Annotated in this window: 19 protein-coding genes; 8 read left to right on the plus strand and 11 right to left on the minus strand. The window is 65.2% G+C overall.

Annotated features, from left to right (window positions below):
- Positions 1 to 160: 160 nt before the first annotated feature.
- The 5 genes from G5V59_RS16750 to G5V59_RS16770 form a co-directional block, all read right to left on the minus strand.
- Entirely contained in the window at positions 161 to 382 is a 222-nt protein-coding gene (locus G5V59_RS16750; protein WP_278257220.1) for a hypothetical protein, read from the minus strand.
- Positions 379 to 510, minus strand: a complete 132-nt coding sequence (locus G5V59_RS16755; protein ID WP_278257221.1) for a hypothetical protein — start codon at positions 508 to 510, stop codon at positions 379 to 381. Before G5V59_RS16755 ends, G5V59_RS16750 begins: the two co-directional genes overlap by 4 nt.
- Before the next feature lie 215 nt (positions 511 to 725).
- On the minus strand, positions 726 to 1,361 hold the full coding sequence (locus tag G5V59_RS16760) for a hypothetical protein (protein ID WP_278257222.1): 636 nt from the start codon (positions 1,359 to 1,361) through the stop codon (positions 726 to 728).
- A gap of 30 nt (positions 1,362 to 1,391) precedes the next feature.
- Complete coding sequence (locus G5V59_RS16765; protein WP_278257223.1) at positions 1,392 to 1,613, minus strand: hypothetical protein; 222 nt, start codon at positions 1,611 to 1,613, stop codon at positions 1,392 to 1,394.
- A 34-nt stretch (positions 1,614 to 1,647) separates the two neighbouring features.
- Positions 1,648 to 2,040 (minus strand): hypothetical protein, encoded by a 393-nt coding sequence (locus G5V59_RS16770; RefSeq protein ID WP_278257224.1) that lies wholly within the window; start codon positions 2,038 to 2,040, stop codon positions 1,648 to 1,650.
- A 264-nt stretch (positions 2,041 to 2,304) separates the two neighbouring features.
- Between G5V59_RS16770 and G5V59_RS16775 the strand changes: the two genes are divergently transcribed.
- Entirely contained in the window at positions 2,305 to 2,631 is a 327-nt protein-coding gene (locus G5V59_RS16775) for a helix-turn-helix transcriptional regulator (protein WP_278259888.1), read from the plus strand.
- Here the strand turns inward: G5V59_RS16775 and G5V59_RS16780 are convergent.
- From G5V59_RS16780 to G5V59_RS16795, 4 genes are all read right to left on the minus strand, one after another.
- Positions 2,619 to 3,029, minus strand: a complete 411-nt coding sequence (locus G5V59_RS16780; protein ID WP_278257225.1) for a hypothetical protein — start codon at positions 3,027 to 3,029, stop codon at positions 2,619 to 2,621. The two genes, G5V59_RS16775 and G5V59_RS16780, sit on opposite strands and share 13 nt — an antisense overlap.
- Positions 3,026 to 3,448: a hypothetical protein gene (locus G5V59_RS16785; RefSeq protein ID WP_278257226.1), complete on the minus strand. Its 423-nt coding sequence runs from the start codon at positions 3,446 to 3,448 to the stop codon at positions 3,026 to 3,028. Before G5V59_RS16785 ends, G5V59_RS16780 begins: the two co-directional genes overlap by 4 nt.
- A 68-nt stretch (positions 3,449 to 3,516) precedes the next feature.
- Positions 3,517 to 3,888, minus strand: coding sequence for a hypothetical protein (locus G5V59_RS16790; RefSeq protein ID WP_278257227.1), 372 nt, complete (start codon positions 3,886 to 3,888; stop codon positions 3,517 to 3,519).
- Between the two features lie 606 nt (positions 3,889 to 4,494).
- A complete protein-coding gene (locus G5V59_RS16795; RefSeq protein ID WP_278257228.1) occupies positions 4,495 to 5,511 on the minus strand; it encodes a hypothetical protein in 1,017 nt (338 codons plus the stop codon).
- 575 nt (positions 5,512 to 6,086) lie between these two features.
- Between G5V59_RS16795 and G5V59_RS16800 the strand changes: the two genes are divergently transcribed.
- The 6 genes from G5V59_RS16800 (at position 6,087) to G5V59_RS16825 (ending at position 9,142) form a co-directional block, all read left to right on the plus strand.
- Positions 6,087 to 6,248, plus strand: a complete 162-nt coding sequence (locus tag G5V59_RS16800; protein WP_278257229.1) for a hypothetical protein — start codon at positions 6,087 to 6,089, stop codon at positions 6,246 to 6,248.
- Between the two features lie 495 nt (positions 6,249 to 6,743).
- Positions 6,744 to 6,890, plus strand: a complete 147-nt coding sequence (locus tag G5V59_RS16805) for a hypothetical protein (protein ID WP_278257230.1) — start codon at positions 6,744 to 6,746, stop codon at positions 6,888 to 6,890.
- Positions 6,891 to 6,934: 44 nt separating this feature from the next.
- Positions 6,935 to 7,213 carry a hypothetical protein gene (locus G5V59_RS16810; RefSeq protein WP_278257231.1) on the plus strand — a complete coding sequence of 93 codons (279 nt, stop codon included), beginning with the start codon at positions 6,935 to 6,937 and terminating at the stop codon, positions 7,211 to 7,213.
- Between the two features lie 62 nt (positions 7,214 to 7,275).
- Positions 7,276 to 7,440, plus strand: a complete 165-nt coding sequence (locus tag G5V59_RS16815; protein ID WP_278257232.1) for a hypothetical protein — start codon at positions 7,276 to 7,278, stop codon at positions 7,438 to 7,440.
- Between the two features lie 86 nt (positions 7,441 to 7,526).
- The gene (locus tag G5V59_RS16820; RefSeq protein ID WP_278257233.1) at positions 7,527 to 7,676 is read left to right on the plus strand and encodes a hypothetical protein; all 150 of its coding nucleotides are present in this window, start codon (positions 7,527 to 7,529) and stop codon (positions 7,674 to 7,676) included.
- Between the two features lie 1,307 nt (positions 7,677 to 8,983).
- Positions 8,984 to 9,142, plus strand: coding sequence for a hypothetical protein (locus G5V59_RS16825; protein WP_278257234.1), 159 nt, complete (start codon positions 8,984 to 8,986; stop codon positions 9,140 to 9,142).
- A 786-nt stretch (positions 9,143 to 9,928) separates the two neighbouring features.
- Here the strand turns inward: G5V59_RS16825 and G5V59_RS16830 are convergent.
- Entirely contained in the window at positions 9,929 to 10,339 is a 411-nt protein-coding gene (locus tag G5V59_RS16830) for a hypothetical protein (RefSeq protein ID WP_278257235.1), read from the minus strand.
- Positions 10,340 to 10,567: 228 nt separating this feature from the next.
- Positions 10,568 to 10,837, minus strand: coding sequence for a hypothetical protein (locus tag G5V59_RS16835; RefSeq protein WP_278257236.1), 270 nt, complete (start codon positions 10,835 to 10,837; stop codon positions 10,568 to 10,570).
- A gap of 1,102 nt (positions 10,838 to 11,939) precedes the next feature.
- On the opposite strand from G5V59_RS16835, the gene G5V59_RS16840 reads away from it, so the two are divergent.
- The gene (locus G5V59_RS16840; protein ID WP_278257237.1) at positions 11,940 to 12,422 is read left to right on the plus strand and encodes a replication-relaxation family protein; all 483 of its coding nucleotides are present in this window, start codon (positions 11,940 to 11,942) and stop codon (positions 12,420 to 12,422) included.
- The last annotated feature ends 148 nt before the right edge of the window (positions 12,423 to 12,570 follow it).

Raw genomic sequence — 12,570 nt, forward strand, 5'->3', positions numbered from 1 at the left:
AGGGTTGACTTGCCGGCGCCGTTGACGCCGACGAGACCGGTGGTACCGGCCCCGATTGTCAGATCCTCGATGTGCACCGCGTCGCTAGAGGAGCCGGAATAACGGCATCGAAGGCTGACCGCCGAGAGAGTCACTTGTGGGATCTTAGGTGAGACGGCGATCAGATCGGGCTGACCAGAATGTAGGGGTTGCGGCTACAGGCGTCGGGCTCCAGCGACTGGTCCTCGCAGACCTTGTAGTGGACGCGGACCTTGCCCTCGTGGGTACGCGAGGTGTAGTCGTCCGCGTCGTACTGGTCCTGCCAGGTGCTGCTGGTCGTGCGCGCGCTCTGGTCCGTGTATACGCGGGTGGCCCAGACGGGCGTTCCCCCCGAACCGATCACCAGGTACTTGTAACCGGTCTGGGTGTAGACGCCGTTGCCGCCCGGTGCGAGGTCGCGGTAGTAGGTGTGGTTCTTGACGTAGCCGTCCTTGGTGTAGACGGTGCCGTAGGCGGCGGCCTGACCGTCACCGTCTGCCTTGAGCGGGTTGGTCCTGCTGTACCAGTTCTCCGAGAACGCCAGGGCGTCCGCGGCCGGAACGATCGCCAGACCGGCGCCGCAGAGAACCGCAGCCGCGATGAGCTTTGCGGTCGAAGGAGTACTTCATCTATGTGCCTTTCGTTGTTGCGGCCATCTCCGAGCGCGACCACAAGGGTGCTGATCGTCACTGGCGGCGATTGGGTTGTCAAGTGGAGTATGTACATATCTGACAGTTTGTGTTGGCGCGATCTTTTGGCGGAGTTCTGCCGCTCACCATAGGGCTGCCTAGTAGCCCAAGGTCGGTGCCGCTTTCGCCGCGTGCTTCAGGCTCTTCGATGAGCATCGCCTTGGCTTCGGGTGAGTCCCGCGTGCCCTTGCTGGTCTTTATCTTCACGATGACCTCACCGACGAGCGCTGCGGCGAAGGGGCCACCGTCGCCCTCGCCGAAGTCGTAAGGCACGTAGATGGCTGCATCGCCGATGCCCTCCAAGTCCTCCGGCTTGGCCACCCGGGCCTGCATCTCTGTGAAGGCTTGTGCGGGGGTTCCTTCGTCACCGACCAGGAAGCCCAGCCACACGCTGACGTAGTCCTCGTTGTCGGAGTCATAGAGCCGACAGAGGTCTGGCCCCATGTGCTCGACATAGACGTCACTGTCCAAGAACTCGACCACGGGGTCAGGGAGGAGGAGCGGGCACGGCTTGTCGAACTGACTCAGGTCGAGATCGCTGCCCGGCCGTCGGTAGCCGGCCCGGTCGTCATCAGATGACGATGACGACCCTTCGTCGCTGCTGCCGCCGCAGCCACCAGCCAGCAGAGCCAGGGCAAGCACTCCCCCAGCCACCAGCCTGGATCGCCTCGAGGTCAAGTCTGCTCATGACGAAAGCCCCCGCAGCGGCGCGAGGCGGATCGGGAGTGTCTCGATCTCCTCACCGGTGCTGTTGGTCAGGTCGACCGGGACCGACAGCCCGCCCACGTAGATCGGGAACGCCTCGATCTGACTGGTGTCGCCTTCGGGGTGGTTGGGGGTGTAGACGTCGTCGTAGGCGAACACCACTGGCACGGGTCCCCAGGTGTTGTCGGTGATGGTGGTCATGTCCGGCTGGAGGCGGTACTCCATCTCGCCGCAGTCAGCCCCATCGGTGAAACCGACACCCATAGCGGCACCAGCAGACTCGGCGGACACTGAAGTTCCACCACATCTTGGGTGAAGCGAAGTCAGTGGTCTGGTTGGAGATCTCTACGGTGCCGAAGGCATAGGCAGCCGTCTGGGTGTCGATGGTGTCGCCACCACCCAGATCGGCATCGAGGCAGGGAGGTTCCCCGGTGCCGCCAACCTCCTCCCAGCCGGCCTGGATGGCTTCGGTGTCGGCACCCGGGATGGCGTCGTAGACGGTGATGTTGGCGCGCATCTTGAAGCCTTGGCTGTCTTCTTGGATGCCGACGTAGTCCTGCTGACCTTCCAGGGGCGGAGGCGGCAGAAAGGACGATGACTCCGAGGCCGAGAAGCTCGGGGTGTCCATGTCGAAGGACTCCGCACCAGATGGAACCGAAGCGGGTGGGTCGTCTGCAGACGTATTGCTGCAGCCGGCGAGTAGGAGTGGGCCAGCGGCAAGGGGTACCGCCAGACAATGGAGACGACCGAGAACCGTGCGCATCTATCCCCCAGGGACGTAGGGCTGGCCGCCGCTTTGGGCCAGCCGGGTGCGCACGGACCCTACAGGACGATTACGCATGGGGCGATAGTTCTCTGGATACTTGCGCATGAGGCGGATGGGGTTGGGCCCATGCCCCCGCCCAAACAACCCCCATCCCCCGCCACGGTCGAGTTCGGGAAGCGGGTTCGCCAGCACCGGGAGGCGCAGGGGCTATCCCAGGAGATGTTGGCCGATCGGTGCGGCGTGCACTGGACGTTCCTCGGCCAGGTCGAACGCGGCCAGCGCAGCATCCGGTTGGACAACATCTTGAAGGTGGCCGCTGGGCTCGGGGTTGAGCCGGGTGAGTTGGTCAATGGGTTGCCCGTCAAACTAGTCCCCTTCCGGAGTCCACGTGACCGGCTAGTGACCTGGGTGCCCGCAGTCGACGGGCTCACCGTTGCGCGTCAGGTCGGGTAAGTCGTCGACGACTCCATAAGCATGACCGAGCGCCGCTCGGCGAGTGCGGTGTCGATGTAGTCGCGAAGAGCCGCAGCGCGGACCCCGACACTGCCGATCCAGCCATCCCGCGCCAGGTGGGTGAACTGTTCGTTGCTGAGCCAGCGGTCGAGATTCTTCAGGGTAAAGGTCGCGCCGCCACGGGATCCGATGGCACGGCCGGCTTCAATGAGTGCGTCCGCGTAGACCGCGGGCACGTACCAGCCCTTGGCCATGCCCGAGACTTGGACACGTACGTCAGCGGGCCTAGCGAACTTCATGAACATCATCAAGGACCCGCCGAGGCGATGCTCGGTCGGTGAAACCGGAGCTCGACCCAAGGATTCGACGCGAAGCATCCGCGCGATCTGTGACGTCATCCGCTCATCGACTCCCGAGAGCCTGTCGCCGTGCGCATCGGCCGACCTTGTATTGAACGCCGATGAAGGCTCTCGAATGTCTCGTTGTAGTAGAGGAGGTCAACGCCCGTTGCCGCCTCTTGCTTAGTGGCGTTGAGGTTCACGACGTCGAGGATGCGTCCGTTGTCCTCGATTCGGCGGACGTGTTCGTTCACCTCGCGGGAGCGCGTCCAACCAAAGTGCTGCATGTCTTGGGCGATCAGGTCGGGTTCAGTCGGAGAGGGGCGGATGATCTCGAGGACCGAGTACTCGATGCCTCGGTAGGCCCTGTCTTGCAGGATGCCTGGATCGATGCCGGCGATCGCGAGGCCGGTGCCGAGGGCGTCGTACTGTGCATGAATCGTCTCGATATCGGTAGGTCGACCGCCGGTAGGCAGCATCGAGAGCCAGAGCCCTTCAGAGACGTACTCCGTCAGAGCTCGGATCAGATCCCGGCTCGCGTTGGCTGTCAGTTCCGCACCTCGCGCGTTCGACCCTCGTCGCAGCGAACCGAAGTGAATAGCGGCCATGTTCGGCTGCAATGAGTCGAGCGGGACCGGAGCCTGCGAGAGCCTTCGATCGGTTCCACGGTGATGCGACGGTCGATCGATGACACCCGCCCGGTCGATCGGGCAAAGCCGAGATGCGTGATAGTCCGCTTGCGGCCTTCGCGCTGAACGATGATCGCCCAACGACCTTGACCGGCCGTTCCCGCCGACGCGGGAACAGTGACCGAGAACTTCCCGCGATACTGGATTTCGGTCAGTCCCTCGTACTCGTCAGGCGCCAAAGCGATCACGAAGACTTTGTGCTTCAGCCGGAGATCGCCCGGCGGGATCACGGGCAGGCTTCAAAGGACGCCTCGTCATCAGGGAACGACCCGCACTCGAAAGCGAACCCATCGTTGCGAGCCAGTGCCGTCGCATTGGTCACGCGGCACGTAGCCGAAGACCGGACCTACAGAGATACCTGCCTGGAGGATTCCGTCGGGCAGGGTGCGAAGCCGAGTCAGTTTCTCGCAGGCTCCTCTGGTCAGGAGCGAGAAGGTCGGTGCTGCCCGGCACCACGGCCAGCCTGTAGGGGTTGGAATCTGAATAGTTCACCGCGGCGGCGCCGAGTTCCAGCGGACTCGCACTAGGTGCCTTTGAGTCTATGGCCATTGCTGTTAGCCGTACGCTGCGTGTCGTCTTGTCGGGAGCCTGGCCGACTCGGACGACTGGCGACATGCCGGTCGACTCCGCACTGCACGACCTGTCCTCGAGACGCAGGGTGACCACGACTTCGTCGCCGCGGCCGGCAACTGCCGTGGGGCCGGGCACTCCCCTGCCCTGCGCAACAGATAGCACGTCGCTACCCCTCTGGAGATCCGAGACCTCCGCGACCTCGCCTGGACGCAGGTCGACGTCGACAGCGAACGTCCGGACCTCGTCGTCCCATCCACGCATGATCATGCCTGCGGTAGATAGGGCATCCTCGCCGACCATTGAGTTGGGCGAAACTTATCAGCGCTGATCGCCCGAGCGTTCGTCTTGCCGTCGTCGAGTCGAGACTCGGTCATCTTCTCAATGCGAGGTTTGGCCGACTCCGCGCACCGGTCGTCGTAGAGGACTGAGACGAAGGTGGAGTGGGATTCCGCCAGGGGCTCAGTCGATCCCTTCTCTGGACGTTCAAGCCAGCCCTGGGCATCCGCCAAGGTGAACACGACGTAGAACGGAGAATGGCCCATCGAGCCTGGTTCATAGTCCTTGTCGCGGTAGATATTCGCGGCGAGGTAGGCCATCTCTAGGCTCTTGCGTCCTGGGTTCTTCAACTTGACGATAAACCGGACACTCTCGCCGACACCGGGGCCTCGTTCGTTCCACCCGGGTGGCACGTCTTTGGGGCGCGCGTCGGTCTGAACCGAGTCAATCTTGATGGGCAAGGGTGACGAGGTCGGCTCCGTTCCGCCACCAGTCGGCGACCGCAGTTCGAGCCAACCGGCGACCACCACAACGACGCCGACGAGAAGGTAGAACGGCGAGTCGCGAACGAGGATCCTCCACCGCTTCTTGCGTCGCCGTACTCGCTCCTCTGCACGGTCCCTTGCGAGTCGCGCACGAATCGCCGCGCGATCAGAGTCATCCGCACCCTTTTCCACGCGATGAGGTTTTGCTGCCTCGGCGGCTTGCTCGATGTCGCGCGTGGACTCAGGCGGAGACTTACCTTGGTTCCGATTGGCAACCGCAGTTGTCTCCGCCGGTCGGTCGACTTTCCCCAGCGAAGGCTCGGCCCTAGTTAGGTCTGTGCGCGACTCGTCGCCGAACGGCTCGATCCCTGCTCCAGCGCCGTAGCCTGCGGTTCCCGGCCCCGGACCACCGCCTCGACGTCGCCGCAACCCATCCCCCAGTTTCGAAGCGGGCGACTGCGTGAGATCGATCCGCCGGAGCTCGGCGATCACGTTCTCGTCCTCGACGAGCTCCGCCATCCGCCGCGCTACGCCCTCTATCGTCAGCGCACGCAGCGGCGCATTCCCGTACCAGGCTCGTTCGCGACCCCCACGCGGAGTAGGCCGTCGCCGCCAGAGCAAATCGATGCGTCAGTGTCTCGATCAAGTTGGGCGCTGCATCTCCGGCTCCGCCGCGCTTGAGAACCTCACCGACCTGCCTCGGGCCATTGTCCTTCGCTACGTGCACTCGTTCGCTTCTGGACTTTGGCAGGTCGCCGAGAGCCAGCAAGTAACGCCCAGCCAAGAGTGGGTTCTCATCGAGATTCGGACGCGCCTCCGCGTCGAGTACCGCCAACTCTAGAAGGCGCCAAGGCTGCCCGACTGGGCTCCTGGCGGCTTTCCAGATCGAGCACTCGCGCGAGTTGCCTGTCGAGTTCGGGACACAGGCTCCGTCGATCTGGCGACGCGCCCACGAGCAGTGAGGGAGCTCGTCCAATTGCGCCAGTAGCAGCGCACTATGTGGGTCAAACCGATCCGAGATAGTTGACACATCAACTATATTCTGCTACAATATGCTTATTGGGTTGGCCCCCACCATGAAGGGAGGCCGACTCATGGCCCATACCGGAATCAATGACGCAACCGCCTGGCTGGCGGTCGGCTTCGACAACTTCCTCGAGCAAGAGCACGTACGTCTGCTCAACGGCCCCAGTCTTCGGCCGTTCTGGGATGAAGCGGAGCCGCCCACGCTGATGGATCTCATCGGCTCTGGGTGACCGAAGGCGACGCGACGCATACCTGCGGATCGTACGAGATGTTCCTTCTCGCCGTCATCATCATCTCCGAGCAGTGGCAATACAGTCCGATGCGCGGACTGGCGGACCACCGCTACTTCTGGCGCGAGCCAGGTGACGTCACGCAGTTCTGCGACGAGGAGTACAGGCTGGGATGGCCTGCTGACACACCCCGCGCTGAGTCGGACCTTGTGGGACGTCGTCAGCGCTCGGCAGCAGTCCCAAGAGCGGCACGCGATGATCCAGGCTTCGCCAACAAGGCCGACCGAGCAGTAGCACCCTCCGGCCCGACTCGGGCCCGGATGTACACCTATCAAACGGGGCCAACCCATGCCCGCTTCTCTGACGAGAAGCGGGTTTTCACGCCCTGACAGCCCGTGACAGCGCGTGACGAAAGCCGCCTGTCATGACGACCCTGCGTCGGTTGCGTCCGTGATTCGGTGGCGCCCCACCGCCGATCACGGGAGGCCACGAGCCATGAAGACCCTGCTCCTCGACCACCTTCTCGCCGCCGACTACATGCTCGGCGAGGTCCGCCGCCTGTTGGCCCAGCCCGTCAACAGCCACGGGCTGCACCGCCAGGACATCGAGGAGTGGATCGAGCAGGCTCCGCGACCACCTTGATGCCATCACCGTCGACTGAGCGACCCAACGGAAGGAACACCCCCATGTCCAAGTCCACCCAGGTGTCGGTGCCCGCGCCGGCCCCGATCATCGTCCCGATCAACCCACCGCGGGAGCCCGACGGACCGCAGATGGTCGAGAAGGGCACCCTCGATGTCGTTCGCGATACGACGCTGGCCCGGATCTCAGCCAACGGGGCGCACGTGCTGACCCAGATGGCGATCCGGCACGCGGCCGCTCAGGAGGAGGCAGACTCGGGCCATCAACCCGGATGGCGACCAGTTGCTGGCCGGCCGCGCCGGACAGTACATGGCCCAATATGACCTAGCGGTCAATACGGCCTACCGACGCATCGCTCGTCCGCTGAAGGCTCAAGTAGGCCCTCGTGACTGCCTGGCTGTTGTTGCTGCTCATCGCTGCCGCCTACCTCGTGATCTACCACAAGGAGGTCATCGAGTTCTTCAGCGTGCTTGCCGCGCTCGCCGTCGTCGCCCGGCTGCATCGGCAGATCATGCGCGACCTCAAGCGCGACTTGAAGAAGGTCTCGTGACGGCAGTACGTCGGCGAGCTCGAGCGCCGCCCAACGCGATTGCCGTTCGTTCGCGCATCCCCACCCGACCCTTCGAAGGAGACCCCATGGCATCTCTCACCGACCTCTACAAGAAGCGGCAGCCGTTCTGTGTGCCGTGCTGCCGGTTCCTCACGCCGGCCCAGGCTCGGGCGCACTCCGTGCACGCCAGGGCCATCGTCTGGCCCACGCCCAAGAAGGCCAGTCCCCGGAAGTAGCAATCACGCGCGATCCCTCATCCGACCCACTCAAGGAGCCTTACATGCAGCCTTTCACCGACATGCGCCGGAAGCGACGTCCACTGTGCGTCGCTTGCGGCCGACGTTTCCCGCCTCGCCAGGCCGGGGCTCACTCCGAGCACGCGGGGGCCATCGTCTGGCCCAAACCGAAGACGACGAAGAAGACCGGGCCGCGCAGGTAGAGCCGCCGCGGTACCCCAACTCAATCGTCTAGGTGGGCCTGGTCGGGGCGCTGTAACGCTCCGGCCAGGCCGCTCGGATCGGCCGTCCCACCGTTCGCCTGCACCACTCCGCCAAGAGAAGCACCAGCAACAAGGAGGATCACCCATGTCCATGTTCAACCCTACGCCCAGCACGCCGTCGCCGCTCTCCCCCACAGTCAGGATCGCGGGCGCCGTCGCCGAGGAGCGGGCCTCGTGATGGATGACTTCCCCCTAGCGGCAGCCGGCGTTTCCTGCAGACCGCCATCACGATCTTCTTCGCCTGCCTTCTGCTCTACGGAGCGGCGCTGCTCCTCAAGGCCGTCTGGGTCTGGCTCGTGATCGGCTTCACGATCTACGCCCTGTCCAAGGCTCGGCTGGTGGCTTTGGATCCACCGAGACGGTCTCTAGGCCGACGTTTGGCAGCAGTCAACCCATCGGCGCGCGCGCCTCATTTCGAGTGCGGCGCGGCCGGAATGTTGTCAGGAAAACCCGCGAGTTTTGCTCCTCGGTCGCCTAGTACCGGCCGCCGTTGTAGATATCACGTATGGCATTGCCATTTGCATTCATGCAAGTCATAAGTAGATGCAGTCATTTGCGCACACGCAAAAGCAGGCGCAGGCACCAAAGCATCTAACCAAAAAGGAGGCACGTTATGGATACACCTATTCACAAGACCGGTCGTCCGGCTATCGGAGCATCAGAGGAGTTTGAGCTCAAGCACAGCGGCCTTAAGAGCGAACGTCGAGAGCGGCAAGCAGCGAGAGTCCGACGCAACCAGGCGCCGAGGACCCAGAAGTCCCCGGGGAACGCGTCAAGCACGCGTCCGCCGAAGAACGGCAGGCAGCGTCGTTCGGGCGCGGTGCAGCGCAGTCGCCGCCGCGATCTGAACCTCGTCGTACGCGGCCAGGCTCCGCGATTCCCCGGACGTCTCCAAGATCGCCCGAGCCGTCATCCACATGGCGCTCGATCAGCAGGAGCCGACGAACGGCCAGAGCAACGCGAACGTCGAGACCGCGAACGCGCTGAAGGGCAACCGTGCCTGATCTTCGCCCGCTCTTCCCCCGAGACCGTCTTGCCGACGACATGACGTGGCTCCAGCTGCAGGCTCCCGATCCCGACCGCCCCGGACGCCGCCATCGACGCGGTCCAAGCGCTGGCCGGGCTGTCGCACCACCCGCGACTGGTGCTCGAATCCCGAGGATCAGCCGGCCAGGTCACCTGGTGGCTGGGCTGCCGGCGTAGCGACATCCGGCGCGTACTGGCCGCAATCCGCGCTCATGTGCCTGGCCTGCTGGCCACCACTCCCCCAGCCGACGCCGCAAAGGACACAGATAGCGGTGGCGACACCACAGTCGCCACCGTGGGCGCTCCTTCGCCGAACCCCGTAGCGGCCACTGACGGTGCAAGCGTCGAAGCCTTCGACGACCCAACTCGCGAGGCGACTTCGCATTCGCGGGCACCGACAGCAACAGGCTCGACGTCGACCGGATCGAACCCGTCACCCGTCGACTGCTGACTGCGCTCGGCATGACCCGACCTGGCGAGACGCTTCGGCTGCAGGCTCATCCTCGGCCCGCATGACGGCCCACGCATTGCTCAGGCCAGTCAGTTCCCCGAGCACACCGACCTCGCGCGGGCACAGAGCAAGTACGACCACCATCGCTTCGCTTGCATCGTCCGTATCGGCGTCGACCTACCAGCAGCCAGCACGACCGGGCGCTCAGCGCGGACGCCCGCGACCGGGCCAGCCGGCCATCAGGTGGAACTCCAGATCCAGGCGCAGGCGCGAGCAAGTCGTCTCATCGAAGGCGTCATCTCCGCACTCCGTGGACTCGAAGTCCCTGGCATCCGCCTGACCCTTCGACGCGAGAAGCCGCGCAAGGCTCCGCGACGCTCGCACGCCGCTCTGGTGGAGCCTTGGAACTGACCACGGCCGAGGTAGCCGCCCTCTTGTCGTGGCCGCTCTCCAGAGACGCACGCGCCGACCTCCCGTCGGTAGCGCCAACGCATCCGCGTCTGCTTCCCGCCTCACCGCGGATCTCGAAGACCGGGCGAGTGCTCGGCGACGCTGCCGCACCCCAGCGGCCAGTCGCTACCAAGCCCGTCGACACCCTCCGGCACAGCCACATCGTTGGGCCACCCGGCACCGGAAAGTCCACCCTGCTCGCCAACCTGGCTTTGCAAGACATCGAGGCCGGCCATGGCGTCGTCATCGTTGACCCGAAATCCGATCTCGTCAGCGACATCCTGGCTCGGATCCCTGAGCATCGGCGCGATGACGTGGTCGTCCTGGACCCACTGGCGGATCAGGTCATCGGCTTGCAGGCGCTTGGTGGCCGCACGCTTGAGGAAGCCGACCTCTCGGCTGAGGTCATGCTCGGCATCATCAAGGGCCTGTACCCCGACGCCTTCGGCCCGATGACTGCCGACGTCCTGCACGCCGCGCTGGTCACCTTGGCCCGTCGCGGCAACAGCACGCTGGCGATGGTGCCGAGCCTGCTGGCAAGTCCGGCCGTCAGACGCCAGATCGTTGGCCCGATTCGCGCCGCTGATCCCCTCGGTGTCGGTGGCTTCTGGGCCAGTTTCGAGGCTCTCTCCGAGCCCCAGAAGCAGCAGACGATCGCGCCGCTACTACGCCGTCTCCGCCCCATCCTGATGCGCCCCGGGCTACGCGCTGTCTTCGGGCAGTCCGAACCGCGCTTCAGCCTGAGCGACGTCTTCACGAAGAGGCGCATCCTGTTTGTCCCGCTCAGCAAAGGCACCCTGGGGCCAGAGGCCGCCTCGCTGCTTGGCTCCGTCCTGATCGGGCTGCTCTGGCAGACCGCGCTCGGACGTAGTGCCCTGCCCGCCAACCAGCGTCACCCGGTGCACGTCATCGTCGATGAGTTCGTCGATGTCCTCCGGCTCGGCACCGACCTTGGCGACGCCCTGGCCCAAGGCTCGCGGACTCGGCGTGTCGCTCACCATTGCCCAGCAGCATTTTTCGCAGGCACCGAGGCAGGCTCCGCGAGGCGGTCGCTGCGAACACCCAGACCAAGGTCATGTTCGCCCTCAGCGACGCTGACGCCCGCGAGATGGCTGCCACCACGCCGCTGCTCGATGCTGACGACTTCCGCAGCCTGCCCGCCTTCCACGCCTACGCCCGGATCCTGGCCGACGGCACCACTGCACCGTGGTGCTCCATCCGCACTCGCCCGCTCCCCCCGCGACGCCACGACGGACAGGCCCTGCGCCTCGCTTCCAGCCAGCGCTACGGCCGACCCAGAGAGGAGATCGACGACGAACTCATCGCCCTGACCACACCACCCGGGCCGTCCAGCACCTCAGGCGGACCGAGCCGGATCGGGAGACGCCATACGACACCCGACGCATCCGGCCACACGGATCCAAGAGAACCAGCAGAGCCCTCCGACAAAGCCGTCGCGCCTGGAGTCTTCGAGCCGTCCGTTGCTGAGTCGCCACCGGCCACCACCCGAGCGGACGCACCACAGCACCGACCGTCAACGAGCACCACATCTATCAACCGCACGCCGAAAGGAGGCCAGCCATGACCAACCGACCACATCCCGAACCCAACATCACACCAATGACTTCAGATCTCTCCCTCAGGTCTCCAGTCGACCGCGACCCCGCCTCCCCCGCCGTGCGCCATGGCAGGCACGTTGGCTTGCACCTGCACCCCCAACCACTGCTACTTGCCTACCCGTCCGCCTACCCGGTCGCCAATCGTCTCCACCACCCGTTCTGGCAGGTCAACCGGCTCCTCTTCCCCATAAGGGACCCGAAAGACGCTGCACCTTCGGTGCGCGTCTCCCCCGGCTCCTCCCTCTGCACTCGACCGGCCGCCATGCCCGCCACAGCGGCCACCCAGGCCGCTCAGGGGGCCGCTGGGGGCTCGACCGGCCTTGCAGCGAACGGGCGCCAGCCCGGCCCGCAGGCGGGCCAACGGCCTGGCGTGGAAGCCGTAGTAGCCGAGCGCCCGTCGACCGGTAAGGGACCGACCAAACGGTCGAAGGGACAAGCGACCGAGCCCACCCGTGTGCAGCGGCTCAGCCAGTCCCGGCTCGCCAGGCTTCGCGAAGAACTCCCCCAACGGGAGCACCAGATCCTGCAGCGGATCGGCCAGCACGGCTACCTGACCACCGACCAGGTCCAGCGCTTCGTCTTCACCGACCACGCCTCCGATGACACCGCCGGACGCATCACCCGACGAGTACTCGGTCGGCTCGAACAAGCCGGGCTCATCGGGAGCCTCCGACGACGCCAAGGCGGCCTACTCGGCGGCAGCGCTCCAACCACCTGGCACCTCTCCCCCGGCGGCGCACGCTTCCTCAGCAGCCAGACCGCTGGCTACCGACGCCGCACCCCCAGTCTGCGACACCTGCTGCACTCCGTCGCGGTCGCCGAAGCCCACCTGCAGGCTCATCGGCTACGCCGCCAGCATTCAGGCGACCAGCATCGACATCACGGTCGAACCACACTCCTGGCGCAGCCTACCACGGCGTTGCCGGCGAGCGTCTGACGCTGAAGCCCGACCTGTCGGCGGCTATCCAGGCCAGCGACGAGCACGGCTCCTACCACGACGAATACTTCCTCGAGGTCGACCGCGGCACGGAGTCTCTCTCGACGCTCCTAAAGAAGTGCCAGGTGTACGTCGACTACTACAACTC

The organism is Nocardioides convexus (assembly GCF_011090295.1).

Bases quoted from the DNA above. Each gene is read 5' to 3' on its own strand.
- G5V59_RS16765 (WP_278257223.1), bottom strand. From the start codon at position 1,613: ATGACCACCATCACCGACAACACCTGGGGACCCGTGCCAGTGGTGTTC.
- G5V59_RS16770 (WP_278257224.1), bottom strand. From the start codon at position 2,040: ATGGACACCCCGAGCTTCTCGGCCTCGGAGTCATCGTCCTTTCTGCCG.
- G5V59_RS16775 (WP_278259888.1), top strand. From the start codon at position 2,305: ATGCCCCCGCCCAAACAACCCCCATCCCCCGCCACGGTCGAGTTCGGG.
- G5V59_RS16780 (WP_278257225.1), bottom strand. From the start codon at position 3,029: ATGACGTCACAGATCGCGCGGATGCTTCGCGTCGAATCCTTGGGTCGA.
- G5V59_RS16785 (WP_278257226.1), bottom strand. From the start codon at position 3,448: ATGCTGCCTACCGGCGGTCGACCTACCGATATCGAGACGATTCATGCA.
- G5V59_RS16795 (WP_278257228.1), bottom strand. From the start codon at position 5,511: ATGGCGGAGCTCGTCGAGGACGAGAACGTGATCGCCGAGCTCCGGCGG.
- G5V59_RS16800 (WP_278257229.1), top strand. From the start codon at position 6,087: ATGGCCCATACCGGAATCAATGACGCAACCGCCTGGCTGGCGGTCGGC.
- G5V59_RS16805 (WP_278257230.1), top strand. From the start codon at position 6,744: ATGAAGACCCTGCTCCTCGACCACCTTCTCGCCGCCGACTACATGCTC.
- G5V59_RS16810 (WP_278257231.1), top strand. From the start codon at position 6,935: ATGTCCAAGTCCACCCAGGTGTCGGTGCCCGCGCCGGCCCCGATCATC.
- G5V59_RS16820 (WP_278257233.1), top strand. From the start codon at position 7,527: ATGGCATCTCTCACCGACCTCTACAAGAAGCGGCAGCCGTTCTGTGTG.
- G5V59_RS16825 (WP_278257234.1), top strand. From the start codon at position 8,984: ATGACGTGGCTCCAGCTGCAGGCTCCCGATCCCGACCGCCCCGGACGC.